23 protein-coding genes and 1 pseudogene are annotated in these 19,442 nt (G+C 65.8%); 9 read left to right on the top strand and 15 right to left on the bottom strand.

Annotated features, from left to right (window positions below; translation table 11 throughout):
• Positions 1–18: 18 nt before the first annotated feature.
• From NGM29_RS04000 to NGM29_RS03990, 3 genes are all read right to left on the bottom strand, one after another.
• Positions 19–381, bottom strand: a complete 363-nt coding sequence (locus tag NGM29_RS04000) for a hypothetical protein (RefSeq protein WP_254159111.1) — start codon at positions 379–381, stop codon at positions 19–21.
• A 66-nt stretch (positions 382–447) separates the two neighbouring features.
• The gene (locus NGM29_RS03995) at positions 448–699 is read right to left on the bottom strand and encodes an amphi-Trp domain-containing protein (protein WP_254159110.1); all 252 of its coding nucleotides are present in this window, start codon (positions 697–699) and stop codon (positions 448–450) included.
• A gap of 114 nt (positions 700–813) precedes the next feature.
• Positions 814–2,256 (bottom strand): phosphoglucomutase/phosphomannomutase family protein, encoded by a 1,443-nt coding sequence (locus tag NGM29_RS03990; RefSeq protein ID WP_254159109.1) that lies wholly within the window; start codon positions 2,254–2,256, stop codon positions 814–816.
• A 245-nt stretch (positions 2,257–2,501) separates the two neighbouring features.
• On the opposite strand from NGM29_RS03990, the gene NGM29_RS03985 reads away from it, so the two are divergent.
• Positions 2,502–3,143 carry an NADPH-dependent FMN reductase gene (locus NGM29_RS03985; RefSeq protein ID WP_254159107.1) on the top strand — a complete coding sequence of 214 codons (642 nt, stop codon included), beginning with the start codon at positions 2,502–2,504 and terminating at the stop codon, positions 3,141–3,143.
• Between the two features lie 27 nt (positions 3,144–3,170).
• Here the strand turns inward: NGM29_RS03985 and NGM29_RS03980 are convergent, their stop codons facing one another.
• The 6 genes from NGM29_RS03980 to glmM all read right to left on the bottom strand — a co-directional run bounded on the left by NGM29_RS03980 (position 3,171) and on the right by glmM (position 6,855).
• Positions 3,171–3,344 carry a DUF1059 domain-containing protein gene (locus NGM29_RS03980; protein ID WP_254159106.1) on the bottom strand — a complete coding sequence of 58 codons (174 nt, stop codon included), beginning with the start codon at positions 3,342–3,344 and terminating at the stop codon, positions 3,171–3,173.
• A gap of 32 nt (positions 3,345–3,376) precedes the next feature.
• Complete coding sequence (locus tag NGM29_RS03975) at positions 3,377–3,787, bottom strand: carboxymuconolactone decarboxylase family protein (RefSeq protein WP_254159105.1); 411 nt, start codon at positions 3,785–3,787, stop codon at positions 3,377–3,379.
• A 234-nt stretch (positions 3,788–4,021) separates the two neighbouring features.
• Positions 4,022–4,288, bottom strand: coding sequence for a GIY-YIG nuclease family protein (locus NGM29_RS03970; protein ID WP_254159104.1), 267 nt, complete (start codon positions 4,286–4,288; stop codon positions 4,022–4,024).
• Positions 4,289–4,372: 84 nt separating this feature from the next.
• Entirely contained in the window at positions 4,373–4,522 is a 150-nt protein-coding gene (locus NGM29_RS03965) for a DUF7563 family protein (protein ID WP_253431981.1), read from the bottom strand.
• Between the two features lie 111 nt (positions 4,523–4,633).
• Positions 4,634–5,401 carry a nickel pincer cofactor biosynthesis protein LarB gene (gene larB, locus NGM29_RS03960; RefSeq protein WP_254159103.1) on the bottom strand — a complete coding sequence of 256 codons (768 nt, stop codon included), beginning with the start codon at positions 5,399–5,401 and terminating at the stop codon, positions 4,634–4,636.
• Between the two features lie 89 nt (positions 5,402–5,490).
• Positions 5,491–6,855, bottom strand: coding sequence for a phosphoglucosamine mutase (glmM, locus tag NGM29_RS03955; protein ID WP_254159102.1), 1,365 nt, complete (start codon positions 6,853–6,855; stop codon positions 5,491–5,493).
• Between the two features lie 224 nt (positions 6,856–7,079).
• On the opposite strand from glmM, the gene NGM29_RS03950 reads away from it, so the two are divergent.
• The 5 genes from NGM29_RS03950 to NGM29_RS03930 all read left to right on the top strand — a co-directional run bounded on the left by NGM29_RS03950 (position 7,080) and on the right by NGM29_RS03930 (position 11,034).
• The gene (locus NGM29_RS03950; RefSeq protein ID WP_254159101.1) at positions 7,080–7,991 is read left to right on the top strand and encodes an HVO_0234 family beta-propeller protein; all 912 of its coding nucleotides are present in this window, start codon (positions 7,080–7,082) and stop codon (positions 7,989–7,991) included.
• Between the two features lie 70 nt (positions 7,992–8,061).
• Entirely contained in the window at positions 8,062–8,589 is a 528-nt protein-coding gene (locus NGM29_RS03945) for a twin-arginine translocation signal domain-containing protein (RefSeq protein WP_254159099.1), read from the top strand.
• Positions 8,590–8,738: 149 nt separating this feature from the next.
• Positions 8,739–9,626 (top strand): ribose-phosphate diphosphokinase, encoded by an 888-nt coding sequence (locus tag NGM29_RS03940; RefSeq protein ID WP_254159097.1) that lies wholly within the window; start codon positions 8,739–8,741, stop codon positions 9,624–9,626.
• Positions 9,627–9,798: 172 nt separating this feature from the next.
• Positions 9,799–10,344: a heme NO-binding domain-containing protein gene (locus tag NGM29_RS03935; RefSeq protein ID WP_254159096.1), complete on the top strand. Its 546-nt coding sequence runs from the start codon at positions 9,799–9,801 to the stop codon at positions 10,342–10,344.
• Positions 10,345–10,479: 135 nt separating this feature from the next.
• Entirely contained in the window at positions 10,480–11,034 is a 555-nt protein-coding gene (locus NGM29_RS03930) for a hypothetical protein (RefSeq protein ID WP_254159095.1), read from the top strand.
• Positions 11,035–11,105: 71 nt separating this feature from the next.
• On the opposite strand, the gene NGM29_RS03925 is transcribed toward NGM29_RS03930, so the two are convergent.
• Complete coding sequence (locus NGM29_RS03925; protein WP_311136837.1) at positions 11,106–12,278, bottom strand: S26 family signal peptidase; 1,173 nt, start codon at positions 12,276–12,278, stop codon at positions 11,106–11,108.
• 134 nt (positions 12,279–12,412) lie between these two features.
• On the opposite strand from NGM29_RS03925, the gene NGM29_RS03920 reads away from it, so the two are divergent.
• Positions 12,413–13,966 (top strand): DNA-directed DNA polymerase II small subunit, encoded by a 1,554-nt coding sequence (locus tag NGM29_RS03920; RefSeq protein WP_254159094.1) that lies wholly within the window; start codon positions 12,413–12,415, stop codon positions 13,964–13,966.
• Between the two features lie 34 nt (positions 13,967–14,000).
• Here the strand turns inward: NGM29_RS03920 and NGM29_RS03915 are convergent, their stop codons facing one another.
• From NGM29_RS03915 to serA, 4 genes are all read right to left on the bottom strand, one after another.
• On the bottom strand, positions 14,001–14,507 hold the full coding sequence (locus tag NGM29_RS03915) for a hypothetical protein (RefSeq protein ID WP_254159093.1): 507 nt from the start codon (positions 14,505–14,507) through the stop codon (positions 14,001–14,003).
• An 89-nt stretch (positions 14,508–14,596) separates the two neighbouring features.
• A complete protein-coding gene (locus tag NGM29_RS03910) occupies positions 14,597–14,761 on the bottom strand; it encodes a hypothetical protein (protein WP_254159092.1) in 165 nt (54 codons plus the stop codon).
• A gap of 65 nt (positions 14,762–14,826) precedes the next feature.
• Positions 14,827–15,594: a hypothetical protein gene (locus NGM29_RS03905; RefSeq protein WP_254159091.1), complete on the bottom strand. Its 768-nt coding sequence runs from the start codon at positions 15,592–15,594 to the stop codon at positions 14,827–14,829.
• A 91-nt stretch (positions 15,595–15,685) separates the two neighbouring features.
• Positions 15,686–17,266 carry a phosphoglycerate dehydrogenase gene (serA, locus tag NGM29_RS03900; RefSeq protein ID WP_254159090.1) on the bottom strand — a complete coding sequence of 527 codons (1,581 nt, stop codon included), beginning with the start codon at positions 17,264–17,266 and terminating at the stop codon, positions 15,686–15,688.
• A gap of 62 nt (positions 17,267–17,328) precedes the next feature.
• Between serA and NGM29_RS21130 the strand changes: the two genes are divergently transcribed.
• Entirely contained in the window at positions 17,329–17,451 is a 123-nt protein-coding gene (locus NGM29_RS21130; protein ID WP_256548182.1) for a hypothetical protein, read from the top strand.
• 831 nt (positions 17,452–18,282) lie between these two features.
• Positions 18,283–18,662, top strand: a pseudogene (locus NGM29_RS03895) (helix-turn-helix transcriptional regulator); the annotation flags it as partial.
• A gap of 121 nt (positions 18,663–18,783) precedes the next feature.
• Here NGM29_RS03895 and NGM29_RS03890 read toward each other — a convergent pair.
• Positions 18,784–19,392 carry a hypothetical protein gene (locus NGM29_RS03890; RefSeq protein WP_254159089.1) on the bottom strand — a complete coding sequence of 203 codons (609 nt, stop codon included), beginning with the start codon at positions 19,390–19,392 and terminating at the stop codon, positions 18,784–18,786.
• Positions 19,393–19,442 lie beyond the last annotated feature (50 nt).

The raw sequence follows: 19,442 nt of genomic DNA, 5'->3' as shown, positions 1-19,442 counted from the left end.
GCGACGACGGCTCGTCGCTCACCCGCGCTGGGACTCGTCGACCGTCCCGTCGGTGCCCGCCGGACTGTCGTGCTTGTCCTCGACGTCGTCGTCCTCCGCCGTCGTGGTCGCGGTCGACTCGGTCGCGCTCTCGTCCGAGGACGGTGGTTCCTCGGTGTAGCCCAGTTCGAACCACAGCTTCGCCGTACAGTCCGTCCCCTCCGAATCGCCCTCGGAGTGGCGAGCGAGGAACCCGTTACACCGGTTGTGCTCGATGACGTTCGAGAGCGACGCCATCGATCCACACTCCGGGCAGTCGATCGCGTAGACGCCGTCGTGCTGGTGCCAGCTATCTGGCGTCAACTCCATGTAGGCCGCGTCTTCGGTGTCGTGTTTCGCCATAGCGGATGAACGGGTTCTCGAGGGATAATCGTCGGCCCGGCGAGAGCAACCCCGGGCTCGAGACGCTCACTCCTTTTCCTTCTTTACGCCCCAGGCCAGCGTCAGATCGATCTCTTCGCGGCGGCCGCCGAGCATCGGGGAACGCTCCTCAACCTCGAGGTCGTAGGTGACCTGGGCGTCCGGCGAGAGCGTCACCACCTTATTCCCGACGGAGATGTTGGCGTCGCCACCGCTTCGGATTTCTCGGGCGAGTTCCTGCAGCCGGTCAGCTACTTCCTCTCTCGTGAGTTCGTCCTTGTAGGTCGTCGTGTCGGCCATGGGCTACGGGCCACGACTGGTCGCAAAAACCTTGGCCCCGAATCGCGTCGTAAGGGGACGGTTACCGGGGGAAGAGAACGATTACCGAAGGAGAGAGGACGTTCGCGCACCGCTTCAGACGAGCGGCTCGAGCAACTCCTCACCTGCCTCGAGCAGATCTTGGACGCGCTCGTCGCGCTCGGCCTCGGCGTAGACGCGCAGGACCGGTTCGGTCCCGCTCGGGCGGACGAGTACCCAGGAGCCGTCCTCGAGGGTCAGTTTGAACCCGTCGGCCGTGTTGACGGTCACGACCGGCGTCCCCGCGACCGCGTCGGGGATTTCGTCCTCGAGCGCCGCCAGAACGGCGGCCTTCTCGTCGTCGGGACAGGCGACGCTGATCTTTCCTTGGGTGACGTCGCCGTGGGTCTCGAGCAGGCGGTCGACTCGGTCGTCGATCGGTTCCGCAGCATGCACGACGGCCGCGAGCAGGCCCATCAGCACACCGTCTTTCTCGCGGACGTGGCCGCGGACGGTGAACCCGCCCGACTCCTCGCCGCCGACGAAGGCGTCGTGATCGGCCATCGCCTCGGCGACCCACTTGAAGCCGACGGGCACCTCATGGACCGACTCGCCGTGGGCCTCGGCGATCCGGTCGATCAGGAAGGTCGTCGACACCGTCCGAATCGCCGGCCCGTCGTTCGACTCGAGCAGGAAGTCGTAGAGCGCGGCGAAGAAGAGGTTCTCGTCGAGGAGGCCGCGGTCGGGCGTAACGACCGCCACGCGGTCGGCGTCGCCGTCGTTGGCGATCCCGAGTGCCGACTCGCCGTTCGCGACCGCTTCGACCAGTTCCTCGAGGTTCTCCGCTGAGGGTTCCGGCGAGCCACCGCCGAACTCGGGGTCGCGAGTACACCGAAGGCGCTCGACGCTCGCTCCGACGCGCTCGAGGAGGGCGTCGGTCGTCCCCCGGCCGCTGCCGTGCATCGCGTCGTAGGCGATGGGCAGTCCCTCGAGTGCGTCTTCGGGGTCGAGACCTCCGGTGACCGAGCGAACGACCTCGAGACAGGCCTCGGCATGTGCGTCGACGAAGTCGACCTCGCGAACCGAACCGTGTTCCGCCTCGAGCAGTGGATCGGGGACGGCGAGCGAGTCCGCGATGGCGTCCATAACCGGGGGGAGCGCCGGAGCGCCGTCGTCGGGAATGAACTTGATGCCGTTGTACGACGGCGGGTTATGCGAGGCCGTGATCACGACCGCCGCCGAGAGGTTCCGGTCGACGACCGCGTGGGCACACAGCGGCGTCGGCCGGTCGCGGTCGCTCAACAGGACGTCGAAACCGTTGGCACACAGGACGCGGCTGACCTCCTCGGCGAACCCGCGGGAGGTCTCGCGGGCGTCGTATCCGACGACGACCGGCGCCGTCTTCCCCTCCTCGCGGAGCGTCGTCGCGATGGCCTGGGCGACCATCCGCACGCGCGGTGAGGTGAACTCCTCGAGCGTGGCTCGCCAGCCGTCGGTGCCGAAGGAAATCGCTGCCCTGTCGTCAGCCGCCGTCGCGTCCGTTTCCGTCTCCGGAGCCATACGCGGACCGTCGTCGCCCTGGTCGAAAAAACCGACGCACGCACACGAGGGCGACGGTGACGCCGCGGTGTCCGGGTAGTCCAGGACTGACGGGCTCGAGCATCGAACCGCAGTCGTTTTGAGACACCGTCGAACCACGGTCATTCCAGGACGCGTTCGAACCGCGATCGATCCGAGACACGGCCGGAAGAAGTAACAACTGGCTGTATCGAGGCCGTTTTACCGCGCGGCCCGGTAGAGCGCGTATGGATGCCGCTCCACACGTCGTCGCCGTCTCGGGGAGTCTCCGCGAGGAAAGTACGACTCGGACGGCCCTCCAGTACGTCCTCCAGGCGGCGGCCGACGCCGGCGCTGAAACGACGCTGCTCGACCTCCGCGAGTACGACCTCCCCGTCTACGACCCCGATATCGACGGCCAGGGAGACGGGGCCGCCGCGAAGCGGATCGTCCGCGACGCAGACGCGGTCGTCCTCGGGACCCCCGTCTACCACGGATCGTACTCCGGGGCCCTGAAGAACTTCCACGACTACTGCGGCTGGGACGAGTACGAGGACACCACCGTCGGCCTGCTGGCGACCGCCGGCGGCGGAACCTACGGGTCGACCCTGGACCACCTCCGGATCACCGTCCGGGGCGTTCACGGCTGGGTCCTCCCACACCAGGTCGGCATCCGGAACGCGTCCAGTCAGTTCGAAGCCGACCCGGACGCCATCGACGGCCGGGCGTTCGTCGACCCCGACCTCGAAGAGCGCGTCGAGAAACTCGGCCGGTTGCTGGTTGAGTACGCGTTCATCTCACCCGAGGTGACGACGCCACGGGCGTCGGACTCGAGTTCGGGTTCGGGTGCAGGTGCAGAGTCGAGTTCGGGCTCGAGTACCAGCGACTGATCAAAAAACCGAATCGCCGGGCGGCACTCAGACCGATTGCAAGTATTCGGTCTGCAGTTCCTCGTCCGTGTAGTCCTTCCCGTGGACCTCTTTCATGTGATTTTTCGCCAGTTCGATCGCTTCTCCCTCGTCTTCGGACTGGACGACGAATCGGCAGTCGTTTGCCGCCGATTCGCAGTCGAGTTTGTGTGCTGTTGCCATGTGTGTTTGTTCGTTGCCGTCAGTCGCCTCCGTCAGTCGTCGCCAGCCGCCCCTTCCTGGACGTGGGCGGCGATTTGCTCGGCCTCCCCGTAGAAGGTCTCGAGATCGTAGTCCTGTGCCTGGATCATCGCGCTGTATCGCGGCGTGTAACTCGCGAGGAACGACAGTTCCGCGAGTTCTGCCTCGGTCGCGCCGTGAAGCTGTGCCACCCCCCGGTGGAAGTGCCGGCAGTACTCACAGCCGATGGCGGCCGCCACCGCGAGGCCGACCAGTTCGCGCGTCTTCGGGTCGAGTGCCGTCTCGCCGAAGAGGAAACGCTTCATGGTGGGCCACTCGTTGTCGAGGGCCTCCTCCGGGAGCGTATCGAGAAAGCCCGGAACGATGCCGAGCGTCTCCTCGATGTCGCTCCTCGTGTCGTCGTGTGCGTGTGTTTCTGTTGCCATGGTCCCCCTCTCGCTCGTGTGGTTCGAGCGGTAACTGGCGTCTGGAATCGTGTTGACTGTTACCAGACACCATTGTTTGTACCCTGGCGAGTGAGTTAACGGTTTTCGACGGAAATTCTGTACACGCACACCGGAGCGTCCAGGACGGAAACCAGTCGTTCGGTCAGAAACGGATTGCTTTTCGACGCCGTTCTCGCCCTATTTGCCCTACTCGCTTTACTCGATATACTCACCCTACTCGACTTGTTCACCCTCGAGGCCGACCAACCGCTCCTTTCGCGAGCGGGCGAACTGCTTGATTTCGTACTCCCTGCTCATCGCGGTCGACTTCGAGGTGTAGCGTTCCACGTGGACGACCTCGACGGGGCCGCGACCGCGGGTGTACTTCGCGCCCGTTCCCGCGTTGTGCTCGTCGACGCGTCGCTCGAGGTCGGTCGTGTAGCCGGTGTAGAGGCTGCCGTCAGAGCACTCGAGGACGTACACCGTATGTCGCTCGGTCATCGAACTCGCCGATCAGTAAGGTGGGCGATATCAAAAAGCCTCGCTACGGCGTGGGGTCCGCCGGTGTTCGTCTGGGCTTGCCGCTCAGGAACTGGTGGCGCGCTCTCTCGCCGCTTCCGCGATCCCAGCGTTGGCCGAACAGCTGATACACGCGTGGATCTTCCCGTCTTCGTCGGCGAAGACGCGTGCGAAGCGCTCGGAGACGTGCGCGCCGCAGTGGGTACACGTTGGCATGGTATGCCGGGACGATGCCGGCATCTCGAATTAGTGCCCGATCGATAAATAGCCTTTGCCAAACGCTGCCAAGTTTTTACAGAAAGAAATGTTATCTTTCGTTACTGCGACTTACGACCCGCTGGTTCGGGCGCCGTCGATCGCTCGAGCGATCAGCGTCGCCTGAGCGCCGGCGACGAAGCCGGCGTCGACGTTCACGACTGAGAGGACGGTACACGACTGGAGCATCCCCGCCAGGGCGGCCTCGCCGTCGCCGCCGTGGCCGTAACCGCTCGAGACCGGCACGCCGATTACGGGAGTGTCGATGAGGCCTGCAACGACGGTCGGGAGTGCCCCCTCGCGGCCGGCCGCGACAATCGCCACGTCGGCCGCGCGTAGTCGCTCGACCTGGTCTATCAGTCGGGTGAGTGCGGCGACGCCCACGTCGTCGATCCGGTCGACCGCGAGGCCGGCGTCGACACAGATCAGGGCGGCTTCGTCGGCGACCGGGCCGTCGACCGTGCCCGCGGTGACGATGGCCACGGTCGCCTCGAGGGCCGGCCGGTCGTGGTCCGCCGCGGTCGCGAGGAGGGTCGCTCCCCGACGGTCGACCGCGGCATCCGGGACGGTTTCCTCCAGGCGTTCCTCAAGCGCGGCGAAGTGAGTGTCCTCGAGTCGGGTCACGAGCGCCCGCCCCGTGGTCTCGAGGGCGGTCGTCGCCAGGCTCGCGACCTGTTCCGGCGTCTTTCCCTCCGCAAGGATCGCCTCGGGGATCCCCCGTCGGGTGTCTCTAGCGGCGTCGAAGCGGCCCGCCTCTTCCGTGACGTACCCATTGAGCTTGGCCTCGGCCTCAGCGGGCGAACACTCCCCCGCGGCCACGGCCTCGAGTAACTCGCGCATACGACCCGTTCGGGCTCGAGCGTACACGAATGCGTCGTTCTCGAGCGTACACGGATGCGGCAACTCGAGCGTCCCGAAGGAAAAACCGATCAGGCGCGCTCTTTCGCCTCGACCAGCGCCTCGTGCATCCCGGTGACGAGCGCCTCGGCCCGCTCTCGCTCGCGTGCCTCGGCGTAAATCCGGACGAGCGGCTCGGTCCCCGAGGGCCGGGCGAGCACCCAGGCGTCTCCATAATCCAGCCGGTAGCCGTCGCGCGTGTTGAGTTCGGCGTCGGACGACTGGGCCTGGTTGGCCGCCGCGTCGAGCATCGCGTCGCGCTCAGCAGTCGACTCGTAGGCGACGTTCCGGCGAACGTTCGCGTAGCCGTCGTAGGGCGCGACGATCTCGCTCACCGGGCGGTCGGCGACGAGTTCGAGGAACCGGGCGGCGGTGTAGCCGCCGTCCCTAGCGAGCCGGAAGTCGGGGAAGAAGATCCCGCCGTTGCCCTCGCCCGCGATCGGGACGTGGCGGTCGTTCAACTCGAGTTCCTCGATCCGGGTGATGATGTTCGTCGAGCCGATTGGCGTCAACTCGACGTCGGCGCCGATCTCGTTGGCCACATCGACCAGCCGCTGAGAGACGTTGACCGCGGAGACGGTGACGTCGTCTGGCTCGAGTTCCGCGGCGGCGAGGGCAGCCAGGGTGGCGTCGCCCTCGACGTAGGTACCGGTCTCGTCGAAGAAGATGGCCCGGTCGGCGTCCCCGTCGTGGGCGATCCCGAGATCCGCGTCGGTCGCGCGGACGAGTCGACCCAGGTCGGTGAGGTTCTGGCTGACTGGTTCCGGGTCCCGACCGGGGAAGCGGCCGTCGGGCTGGGCGTTGACCGTGACAACGCGACAGCCGAGCGTCCGGAAGAAGTCGGGGCTCGTGAGCGAGCCGGCGCCGTGGCCGGGATCGAGTGCGACTGTCAGCCCGGCGTCAGCGATCTTCTCGCGGTCGACGTTCGCCAGAAGTTCGTCGACGTAGTCCTCGCGCACGCCGTCGACCTCGCGAACCCGGCCCGTCTCGCTCCAGGCCGCCACCGAGAACGTCTCTCCCAGCAGGGTCTGTTCAATCTCCTCGAGATCGGACACCGCGAGTTCGACCCCGTCGGCACCCACGAGTTTGACGCCGTTGTACTGGGGCGGGTTGTGCGAGGCCGTGATGACGATGGTCGGCACTCCCTCACGCTCGGCGTAGAACTGCGCGCCGGGCGTGGGGACGATTCCGAGGCGGTCGACGTCCGTCCCCGTGCTCGCCAGCCCGCTTGTGGCCGCGTCGGCCAGCATTCGACCCGTGTATCGGGTGTCTCGAGCGACTGCGACCCGGTCGACCCCCCAGGCGGTCCCCGCCGCTTTGGCGACCCGGAGCACGAACGCCGGCGTCAGTTCCTCGTTGGCGACGCCGCGGGTCCCGCTCGATCCGAATACCTTCATTGCCGGGAACTCTAGCGGGCGAGGTCAAAGTGGTTCCGAAGCGGTCTGGTCGGCTTCGGGCCCGCTCGAGCGCTCCGGACGGCCGCGCGGTCGCCGAGCTGTCCTCAGTCCGCCGGCTATCCACCCCTCCCCCGTCACTTACTATTAATTCTATAGTAATAGGACACCCTCGGAGAACGACAGTAGACAGCAAGCCTTTCGGCGCACGCCGCCCGACTCGAGATATGGTCTCGATCGACGAAAAACGCGTCTACGGCGCTCGCGAGGGAGCGACGGCGGCCTACGTCGCGGCCGAGATGGGCGTCGTCCGCGTGCTGATTTCGGGGGACGCCGTCGGCGAGTTCTCGCTGCTCGAGCGCTGCACCGCCCACGACCTCGCGGCGGGCGTCGGCTGGCTGGCCGTCGCGACCGACGAAGACGTCCTGGTCTCCGACCTGTCGAGCGAGTCCGAGGAACACGCGTTCGTCCGAACCGACTTCGGTCCCGCCGTCGCCGTCGGAATCCGCGACGGGACGCTGCTGGCTGCGGACGCAGCCGGGCGGGCGGGCACTCTGGGCCTCGAGACACTCGCGGCGGACGACTGGCACGACCTCGCGTTTCCCGACGCGAAAGCGCCCGAGCAACCGACCGTCCGGGCCGCAGACGGCGACCTCCTCGCGACGGACGCGGGCGTCTACCGGCGTTCGGGAACCAGACTCGTACACGCCGGTCTCTCGGCGGTCCGCGACGTCTCCGCCGCTGGCGTCCCCCTGGCAGCGACCGCGGACGGCCTCTACCGCCTCGGTAACGGCTGGATGCGCGACCTCGAGGGACCGTTCGATCGGGTCGCGGCTGATCCGCTGAGCGACCCCGGATCGCTCGGTCGCGCCCACGCGCTGGGCGACGCAGTATACGAACACGGCACAGGCGGGGCGGACCCCGAAACGGCGAGCGAAAACGGCTGGCGGCGTCTCGAAGCGCTGGATACCGACCTCGTGGACGTCGCGTACGGCGACGGCATCTACGCGGTAACCGAGGACGGAACCGTCCTGGTGGCCGACCCCGGCCGGGGACCGGGAACCGAGTCCCGCTGGCGGCCCCATCCGATCGGCGTCCGCGGCGTCGCCGCGATGGTCGTTCCGCTCGAGCGCGCCTGAGTCGCCAACGAGCGGCGTCAGACGAGCGTCTGACGGGGAGTTATCAATAGGGCACCCCATTCGCTCGAATATGACCGAATTGACACGCAGACGGGTGCTCGCGGCATCAGGGGTCGCCGGTGCAATGGCGACCGCTGGCTGTCTGGGATCGGCCGACGAAGGTGACGGGAACGGAAACGGGGACGGGCCGGACGGCGGCGAAGAACCAGCACCGACCGGAACGCGCCTCGGCGAAATCACCGTCGAGAACCTCGACGACGCAGATCACACGGTCGACGTCCTCGTCGAGTACGACGGCGAAATCGTCCACTGGTCGACCCACGAGTTCGACGACGAAACCGGCGGCGCCACGCTCGAGGCCGACTGGCCCGACGAACGGGGCGACTTCCGGGTAACCGCCCGCATCGACGGCGGGGACTTCACGCAGGTGACGCCGGCGAACTGGAGCGAGCCCGACTGCCTCAACCTCATCGTCCTGGTCCGCCGGGACGGCACGGTCCGCATCGCCGGCGTCACCGAGGGCGGCCCCTGCGGGTCGGGAGACGTGGACATCGAGGCCGCTCAGAACGCCGAGGAAGCGAACGAGAGCGACGAGTAGGGATCCGACGGTCGACGGCCGCTGGGTTAAGCGAAGACGATGGAAGCGGCGAAACGGAGACGTAGACGGTGGGTGCGGTGTAGCGAGCACGAGAACAACGAGAGCGACGAACGAAAACGGGTTTTACCACGGGGACGCTTTCCACGCGTATGACCACCATCGTCAGCGCCTCGAGTTCCCAGTCGCTCGCGGCCGCCCTGGCCCGCGAACGCGACGCGACGCTCGCCAGCGTCGCCTACGACCGCTTCCCCGACGGCGAACTGTTCGTCAGCCTCGAGGGCGAGTCGGCTGACCTCGAGGGCGAGCGCGTCGTCGTCGTCGCCGCGACGGCCTCGAGTGACGCCCACGTCGAGCTGCTCTGTCTGCAAGACGCCGCCCGGGAGGCCGGCGCGTCCGAGGTCGTCACCGTCGTCCCGTACATGGGCTACGGCCGCCAGGACAGGGCGTTCGAGCCCGGCCAGCCAATCTCGGCGCGCGCCGTCGCCCGGTCGATCTCGACCGGTGCCGACGCCGTTTTCGTCGTCACTCCGCACGAGGAAACCGTCTGTACGTTCTTCGACCCAACGGCGACTCCCGTCGACGCCGCGAGCGTCCTCGCCGACCCGCTTCCGACCGATCTCGAGGAACCGGTCTTTCTCTCCCCCGATTCGGGCGCGATCGAGCTAGCCGAAACCGTCCGCGACGCCTACGGTCGCGGCGAAACGGACTACTTCGAGAAGACCCGCCGTTCCGGCACTGAGGTCGAGATCTCCCCGAGCGACGTCGACGTCGCGAATCGAGACGTCGTCGTCGTCGACGACATCATCGCCACCGGGGGCACGATGAGCGAGGCCGTTGCCGTCCTCGGCGATCGCGGCGTCGGGCGCGTCTTCGTGACCTGCGTCCACCCGCTGCTCGTCCGGAACGCCTACACGCGGCTCTCGAACGCCGGGGTCGAGGCCGTCTACGGCACCGACACACTCGAGCGACCGGCGAGTGCCGTCTCCGTCGCGCCAGTCGTCGCGGACGAGCTCGAGAGCGCGGGCTACCTCGACTGATCTCGGATCACCGGGAAAATTGCCGCGAGCGGACGGCCGAATACCCATGAGTCGAACGACATATTACGGTTGGGTCGAATCATCGATCCGAACGGGGGACTCATCGGAGGTTCACCAGAAACACGCCGGGATGCCGCCGGATCATCGACCACGCGCCACACACTCGCCCCAGATGCACGGACTCGTCCACCAGACGCTGAAGACCTACGTCGTCGAGAAGACCGACGAAGCGAGCTGGGCGGTCGTCCTCGAGCGCTCGGGGATCGACCCCCAGCTCTACCTGCCGGTCTCGCACTACCCCGACGAGGAAATCGTGACGATTCTCGAGACCGTCGCCGAGCTGTCGGGTCACGAGGCGGCTGCCGTCGAGCGCGACTTCGGCCGGACGCTCGCTCCCGCGTTGCTCCAGAACTTTCGCGCACACTGGCGAGACGACTGGGCGCTCGTCGACCTCCTCGAGGCGCTCGAAGAGATCGCCGCTGCGCTCGCAGCCAAGTCGGCCGAGAACCGACCGCCGACGGTGACCTGCGAGTCGACCGAATCCGATCTCCATGTCACGTACCGCTCACACCGCGACCACCCGGCGATGGCCCACGGCATTCTCGAAGGGCTGGCCCGCGAGTTCGAGGCGGAAGCGACGGTAACCCGGGTCGAGAGCGAGCGGACCGACGAGGAGACGCGGGCCGTGTTTCGGCTGGACGGCGACGGACTCGAGTGATCAGCGGTGAGAAATCGGCCTGGGCATCACCACGTTAGGCACTGTCAAACCAAACGGAGAGTGTCCGCAGCCGCGCCGAAACAGTGGTTAACAGGAGACTAACCAATAGGGACGGGGTGGAGCGCTCGAGTACCTATGAGCGACTACCCCAGGGACGAACCGGACGCCTCGGACGTCTTCGACGACGTCACGCCCGATCCGGACGCCGTACTCGACGCCTTCGACGTCGATTCGCCCGACGACCTGATCGCCGACGCCGCCATCGGTGACGGCGCTCACGACCCCACGACCGACGACGCCATCGACGCCGACGACACCATCGCGAGCGACCTCTTCGACGAACTCGGGCGCGTTGCCCGCGAACTCGAGGCGACCGATACGGTCGAACGCGAACCCGAAGGGGCGCTCACGACGGAACTCACGGTGGAACGCACGACCGAACGAACGCAACTGGGCTACGAGGAAGCCGACGACGTCGGGAAAACGACCGTCGAAAAACGCGTGCGCGAACTGCCGTCGTCCTGGCAGGCGGCCTTCGGCCGCGAGTCAGATCGGAGCGACGGCCGAACCGAACGCCGACAGCGGCGAACCGGGAGACGGCTTCGAGTCCGAACCGAGTCCGACCTCACTCTATCTGGGCCGACGCCGTCGCCGGTGCGCATCTCGAACGAGACGTTCGGGCGAGTTTGAGTCTAAGAGCGATACAACACGGCCACACGAACCGAGACGGCACGCGAGTCGGCCGGTCAGCACCGGGACGATCAGCGCCGCCTTGAGCGCGGTGGATACGCGAATCCAATTGCGCCGACCATCCCGAGAAGCGTCGGTGACAGGAGGGTGAGGGTGCTCGAGACGTCCGGAATCACTGCGAACGGGAAGAGTTTCTCGAAGCTCAGCCGAACGTGCCCGAGCCACGGGATACGGAACATGCCCTTGCCAGTGGTCCACTCGGGCTTGACGACCGACGTGTCGGCGCCGACGTTCGCCGTCTGGTCGTAGCCGCTGTTGGCGTCGCCCTTCGTGACGAACCCGTCATGGGGGGCCGGGCAGGCCCGAACGCGCTCGCAACTGGCGCCGTTGACGAACTCCGGATTCGCTTGCCCGTCAACCCAGTTCTCGTCGGCTTCGACCCAGAAGTGGGCGCGGTGGATCACGGGCGTCTCGCGTGCGTTGCCGTTCGGCCGGAAGATGATCACGTCGCCGGCCCCGCCGAACTTCTCGTGGCCGTTCTCGAGACCAGCCTCGCGTGTGACGATTCCGGTTCCGTCGACCGGATCGTCGCCGGCGAACCGATCCTCGGCGACGACGAAGATCATGTCCCCGCGTTCCATGTTGGGTTCCATGCTCCCGCTCTCGACGGCGACCAGCGGCGGCCAGATGCCGCTGATGCCAAAGAGCACCAGGCCGATGACGGCCACGAGCGCAACGCTACTCAGCACGTCGCGTACCGCGACGACGGTGCCGTTGTTGGTCCGGAGGAACCAGCGAATCGGGCCGTCGTCTTCGATAGTCACCCGGTCGTCGTCCGGCCGCGCCCGTTGTGGCGGTGGCGGTGTCCGGTCGCGCTCCCGGGTCGTCTGGGTGGCGAGCGTCGACTGGCGTCTCGAGCCGTCGGTACCGCTGTCGCCGCGACCGCTACCGCTACCGATGTCGCCGTCACCGCTACCACCGCTACCGCCGCTACCAACGTTGTCACCACCGCTACCGACACCGTCTCCATCGCCACCATCGCCGGACGCCTGCGGCGGCGGAGGTTCGCTTCGGCCCGCACTCGAGTCGGTTCCCTCCGCAGGTGGTCGACTCGAGTCGGCCCGTTCGGTACCATCGTCCCCCGACTGATCGCCGTCCGCCCGGTCGTTCGGGCGTTCCGGCCCGGTGCGGTCGGCGCGCTCACTCGAGTTCTCGCGTTCGTCGTCGCCGCCGTCACCGCTCATCGAGTCCCGGTTTGGGAGACGCGGCAATCAATTTTCTGTTCGAGGGTGAGTCGCGTTCCCACGCCGACAGTTCGTCGCTCAAGCGGACGGTCGTATCCGCCATCCTTTTATTGTCACTCGCGAATACGCAGGACGTGCCACTCGAGGGGCCGGCCCGGATCGTCAGCGAGCTCACGAGCCGCGGCTACAACGCCGACCGCGAAGCCGTGACGCTCATCGCCACCGCAGACGACCCCGCCGGCGTCCTCGAACGCGCTATCGACGCCGCCCCCGAGAATGCGCTCGTCCTCCGGACCGAGGACGTCAGGACGGTGCTCGACGCGCAAACGGACACCCAGCCCGCTGCGACCGAGCCGACGTCCGCTCGCCAGGACCCCCCTGTTTCGACTGGAACCAGCCCCGACGCATCGCCACAGGGCGAGGGGAGCACTCCAGTTGAAACGGGGGGGAGTCCCGCTCCGAGAACGCCCCTCGACCCGAGCCGCCAGTCGATCGACGTCGCCAACGACATGACAGGCCAGAGTACCGGCACCGGCGAGTACGAGGACTTCGTGGCGGTCTTTCGCGACCGCCTCGAGCGCCTCGGCGGCAAACTCCGGGGCCGGGTCAACCACCGCCCGGCGACCGCCATCCAGGCGATGCCCGGCGGCGGCGAGGTCGGGATGGTCGGGCTGGTCAACGACATTCGCTCGACGGCCAGCGGGCACTGGCTGATCGAACTCGAGGACGCCACCGGGACCTTCCCGTGGCTGGTGATGAAAGACCGCGACTACGCCGACCTGGTTGACGAGTTGCTCTGTGACGAGGTACTCGCGATGGAAGGAACGCTCTCGGACGACGCAGGTATCGCCTTCGTCGACTCGATGTACTTCCCGGACGTACCCCGTACGCACCAGCCCTCGACGGCCGACCGCCACGTCCAGGCGGCGCTCATCAGCGACGTCCACGTCGGCAGCCAGGAGTTCATGCACGACGCCTGGAACCGCTTTACCGACTGGCTCCACACCGAGGACGCCCAGCACGTCGAGTACCTGCTCATCGCCGGCGACATGGTCGAGGGCGTCGGGATTTACCCGAACCAGGACGAGGAACTCGACATCATCGACATCTACGACCAGTACGAGCGCTTCAGCGAGTACCTCAAGCAGGTCCCGGGCGACCTCGAGATCGTGATGATCCCGGGCAACCACGATGCGGTTCGTCTGGCCGAGCCCCAGCCCGGTTTCGACGAGAACCTGCGCGAGATCATGACCGCCCACGACGCACAGATCGTGAGCAACCCCGCGATGGTCACCGTCGAGGGCGTCTCCGTCCTGATGTACCACGGCGTCAGCCTGGACGAGGTCATCGCCGAGCTTCCTGCGGAGAAAGCGAGCTACGACGACCCACACAAGGCGATGTACCACCTCCTCAAGAAGCGCCACGTCGCGCCCCAGTTCGGGGGCCACACCCGCCTCGCCCCGGAGGAGAAGGACCACCTGATCATCGACGAGGTGCCCGACATCTTCCACACCGGTCACGTCCACAAACTCGGGTTCGGGAAGTACCACAACGTGCTCGCGATCAACTCCGGGTGCTGGCAGGCCCAGACGGACTTCCAGAAGAGCGTCAACATCGATCCCGACTCTGGCTACGCGCCCATCGTGGACCTGGACACGCTCGAGGTCACCGTGCAGAAATTTGCGTAGGTGTGCTACCCGTCGTGGACGTCACTGGTCGTCATCAAAGGTATCCCTCGATAGCCACCGAAACCGACTCGAGGGCGTCGTCTCGTTCGTCAGTGACCCTGACGAGCAGCGAGTGGATTCCCAGGTCGTCGTTCACGCCCCGCCACCACGGATGTTCGACGGTTACGTCGAGGTGAATCCCGTCGCCGGTGCGAGAGATTTCCTCGAGTGCGAGCTTGGGCTCTGTTTGCATTCCCGTCTGGACGAGTACGAGAGACGAGGCGTCGAAGTCGGTTTCCTCGACAAATGTGATCGCAGAATCGTCGAAGGTGATCTTGTCTGCCCCTGTTTCCCCATCTCGGATAATCCTGTATCGCTCTTCTCTCCAGTCAAGGTCGCGGTCAGGCGGCACTGGCTCGCCGAATACGTCTCCGCTAACGTACAGCGTTTCGACGTCCATTCCGTCCGGCAGGGACGGCGCTTGATACCAGTTCCACGCGACGTATACACCCGGAACACTGGCGCTCGCTCCGACGAGAGCGAGTACGCACCTTCTGTTCATTGGAAACGTGTCGTATTCAAAAAACATAACTCTTCGGGAGGCACCCAGAGCATGACTGGTCGATAGAGAGATCGTACTACGCCCTCTTGCTACGTTTCCTGTGCATTTCGTCGGTCGGTCTCGTACGCCCATACTGCACTCACCCCCGCACCGACGACGATACCCGCACCGAGTCCGAGAATTCCACCGACCGTGCTCCCGAGAACGCCGCCCAATAAGGCAGACGCGGTCACGACCAGATCCTTGTAGTCCATGCAATTAATCAGCCATCGAATGCAATAATTGTAGCGGTGGCCGAAGACACAGTCTGGACGACGAACTAGCGGGGAGAACCGTCGATACCCGTAACCCCGGTAATACGCTCGAGGACGTCCCGCACCGACTCGAACGATTCGAGCGACGAGAACCGGAGTTCGTCGGGGCGGGGCTCCCCGATGAGACCGATCGTTTTCTCGAGGACGTTCCCGAGAACGTCCGCCGACGGCTCGTGCCAGGAGAGCGCGATCACGCACCGATCGCAATCGGGTTCCATCCCGGCCAGCATCTGCACGCCGAAGCACGTATTCCCGATACAGAGCGACGGCGGCGCGATGCGGTACGACGTCTCGCCGTGCTCCCACTCGACGAACGATTCCGTCGAGAACACGCCCGCCGGATGAGGCTCGAGTGCCGCGCGAATGGCCGAAATTACGGCGGGGTTCGCGTCTTCGTCGAGGGTGAACGACGTGTGTTCCGGAACGTACTCGAGGCAGCACCGACCGTCGTGGAAGAGCCGAATCGACCTGAGCGCGTGCACTCGCTGCCAGGAGTCGATCGTGAGCAGTGCTGTCAGTTCGTCGCCAATCTCGCGGTCGGTGGCTACCTCGTAGACGATCTCGTCACCGTCAGACCGTGCGCCGAATCGGTCCTCGAGCAGCGAAATTACGTCGACGTAGTCGTCTTCGAAGTGTGTCCGCTCGAGACGAATCGCTATCGACTCCGAGACCGCCGCTGTCGCGACGATGGCGTCGACCAGGAGTCGATCGTGTGCGTCGGTGCAGATTACGGGGTCGCCGACGAGAACGGCGTGACTCGACTGGTGCTGCACTGTATACGCCACCAAGCGCGGGATAAATGAGCGTTTCTGACAACTCGAGCGACGACGGCCGAAAACGAATCCGAATCAGCCAAACGGGCTACTACCCGTTCAGCGTGATGTACCGAACCCTGATGATTCGCTCGTCGGCCTCGAGTTCCTCCCTCGCCTCGTCGGGCACCTCGCCGTCGACGTTGTAGACGGTCAGCGCCTCCCCGCCGTGGGCCTCACGAGCGTTGAACATCCCTGCGATGTTGACGCCGTGGGCACCCATCACGGTCCCGATGAGACCGATGACGCCGGGTTCGTCCGTGTTCCGGGTGACGACCATCTTCCCGTGGGGGATGGCGTCGACGCGGTAGTCGTCGATGCGGACGATCCGCGGGTCGTTGCCCGCGAACAGGGTACCGTCGACCGTGATCGCGTCGTCGCCGCTCGAGACCGTCACCGAGATCAGGCTCTGGAAGTCCTCGCTCTGGCGGCTCTTGGACTCGGTCACGTCGACGCCGCGGTCCTCGGCGATCTGGGGGGCGTTGACAGCGTTGACCTGCCACTCGAGCGGTTCGAAGACGCCCTTCAGCGCCGAGGCGGTGACGAACTCGACGTCCTCCTCGGCGATGTCGCCCTCGTAGCGCACTTCGATGGACTCGATGCGGGCGTCGAGCACCTGGGCGGCGATCTTGCCCGCCGTCTCGGCGATGTTGATGTAGGGCTCGAGGCGCGGGAACGCGCTCTCGTCGATCGACGGCGCGTTGAGCGCGTTCGCGACTGGCTCCTCCGCGAGGGCGGCGACGACCTGTTCGGCCGTCGAGGTCGCGACGTTCTCCTGGGCGGCCTCGGTCGAGGCCCCGAGGTGGGGCGTGACGATGACGTCCTCGACGAACAGCAGCGGCGAGTCTTCGGGAAGCGGTTCCTCGCGGAAGACGTCGAGCGCCGCACCCGCCACCACTCCCTGTTCGACCTTCGCCGCGAGCGCGTCCTCGTCGACGATGCCCCCGCGACCGACGTTCACGAGGTAGCCGTGGCCGAAACGCTCGAGTTCGGCGTCGCCGATCAACCCTTCCGTCTCCGGGGTCAGCGGCGTGTGGATCGTCAGGAAGTCGCCGCGCTCGAGGCAGGTCTCGAGGTCGACGAGTTCGGCACCGAGGCGGTCGGCGCGTTCCTCGGAGATGTAGGGGTCGTAGGCGACGAGGTCCATGCCGAGCGCGTCGAGTTTCTTCGCGACCTCCTGGCCGACCCGGCCAAGACCGACGATGCCGAGGGTCTTGCCGTTGAGTTCGGTCCCCAGGAACTCGCTCTTGGCCCACTCGCCGTCCTTCAGGCGGGCGTGAGCTTGTGGGATCGAGCGGGCGGCGGCGAACGTCATTGCGACCGTGTGCTCGGCGGCCGCGCGAACGTTCCCCTCCGGCGCGTTGGCGACGATGACCCCCTCGTCGGTGGCCGCCTCGATGTCGATGTTGTCGACCCCGATACCGGCCCGCCCGACGATCACGAGGTTCTCGCCCGCCTCGAGGACCCCGCGCGTGACCTCCGTCCCCGAGCGCACGATCAGTCCGTGTGCCGTCGAAACCGCCTCGAGGAGCGCCTCGCCCTCGAGTTCGTAGGCCGTCTCGACCTCGTGGCCGGCGTCGCGAAGTACGTCCAGACCCGCGTCGTCGATGGGGTCTGTGACCAGAATCTTCATGCGCGAGTCAATCGCGTGCAACGGGTAAACCCTTCCGAAGGCTGCAGATGTTGGGCCGCCGTGTGAGGAGGACACACACCTGGAGACGCGAAGGCGAGCGCCGACTGGACGACGAGGAGGAGGACTCGAGTCAGCCGAGCGAGATGGTGAGCATCATCCGAGACGAGGCGACGAGCCTCTCCTGACGGCGAAGCGTCATCTTCTCGACGACGCCGATTGTCTGGCGAGCCGACTGTCGGAGCGGCCGCATTTACAATCGTAAACCATTGACTCGAAATTGCCCGTAAAGCCGCTCAGGCGCAATTTGAGTGCCAATACCACACATCACGATATCAGGCAAGTGGTTTCTATACAGGCAAAAATCGGCCACGTTCTTTAGTACATTATGATTTTTTATTGTATAATTTACGATTATATATGAAAATAATTTAATCTTTCTCTCGTGCGTGGGGAAGGTGATGCGTTCGGTCGTGACCCCCCTCCCCCCCCCCCCCCCCCTCCCCCTCCAGGTGTTCGAAAATGCGTGAGCAAAACCCCAGCACGAAGTCCGTCCTCGAGCAGTTCTCGAGCGCGGCGACTGCGACAGGGCAGTCAGCACAGTACGATTTGACCTCCTCCACGCCCTAAAGGACGTGGAATCCGCCCATCGGATTTCCGCCGGGCGTGGCGTTGGAGGTTCCAACCCTTACTCAAGGGGAACCGGCAGCATACCGGAGGAACTCTCGTTTCCTCCCCTGTATAGGGCTGTGGCCCGGTCAAACAGGCCCCGTCGAATCCCATGTCATCGCCGTGCGAACCACCGCTGGTTCGCTACCCTTTGTGGTTCGGGGACGGCATCTCACGGTATTCGTAGCACCCTATGGGACGTCAGGCCACAGCAAAACGGTTACGATGGCAATCCAGACCAACCATCGATACCGGACGATGCTCCGGGCCTACCGCTCGACCCGCGCCTGAAGGCGCGGTATGCGCTTGTGGGTCATATCACAATCGGGACGACCAAAGAAGACAGCCGCGCCGTCAAGCGCGAACTCGACGAACTCATGGCGGAGGTCACGAGTGCGCTCCCGACCGACGACGTCCAGTTCGACGACGCCATCATCAAGGAGAACCTCGACGAGATTCTCCTGATGCTCATCTCGCTTCACGGTGAAACTCACGGGAAGAACTCCTCTCGGACCTGACGCACCTCTTCGGTGCCCAGCTCAGCCCCGGGACGGTCTACCCGAGCCTCCACGCGCTCGAGGACGAGGGCGTACTCTCGATGCACGCGAAGGTCCGTACGAAGGAGTACGCCATCGCCGACGAGGACTACGTCCGAGCGACCGTCGAGCAAACGATGCTCCAGCACCTCGCGTTCGGGTTGCTGTTGTACGCGTTCTTGCCGCGGCTGTAGGTATAGGCGATTTTCTCGGCGGCCCGTTCGACGGCAGCCAATACTCGTGCGATTCTCTCTGGCGAAATAACTCGAGCAGTGATTACGAACAGTGACTACGAGCGGTGGCTACGAACAGTGACTACGCTCGAGGATCGGAGTCCGGGTCGTGGCTGGAGTCGGGATCGACGTCGGCGTCAGCGTCAGCGTCGGGTCCTGGTCCGGGCTCGATGACGTCTTCTCCAAACTCGTCGGCGCGAGTTCGTTTCGCACCCGGATCTCGATTTCGGTCCTGATCCTGGCTCTGAACTCCATTTCGGCCTCGGTCACGGTCGCGGTCGCGGTCGCGGTCCTCAGGCCGACCGGACTCGATTTCGATCGTCGTCCCTCGAGTCTCTTCCTCGCGCCGTTTGCCGATCAGTTGCTCGATACCGCGTTCCGTCTCTTCGTTGATCGCCCACAGCACTCGCCCGAGTCGGTCGGCGTCGCCCGCGAGTCGCTCGAGGTTCTCGTCGGGCGCGAACTCCTGGATACTCCGGGCGCCGTCCGGGTGGAGATACTGTAGCGGGTGGTCCGGCGGTACGTCGTTGAGGTCGACGTCGAACCCCCAGAGGTACGGGAGCGCCTGTACGGCGTACCCGTGCGGTTTCGGCGCTCGGCGGCCCGCCGCAGTGAGCGCGAGGGTGACCGCCGTCGATTCGGCGTCGGTGTCGTAGTAGATGCCCGGCATCCCCGGTATCGAGACGCGCATACTCGAGTCAGGGGCGGCTGGAGAAAGAAGTACTCGCCCGGCATACACAG

Origin of the sequence: Natronosalvus rutilus (assembly GCF_024204665.1) — an archaeon.
Taxonomy (GTDB): Archaea; Halobacteriota; Halobacteria; order Halobacteriales; family Natrialbaceae; genus Natronosalvus; species Natronosalvus rutilus.
This window is presented reverse-complemented; position numbering and strand designations above follow the sequence as displayed.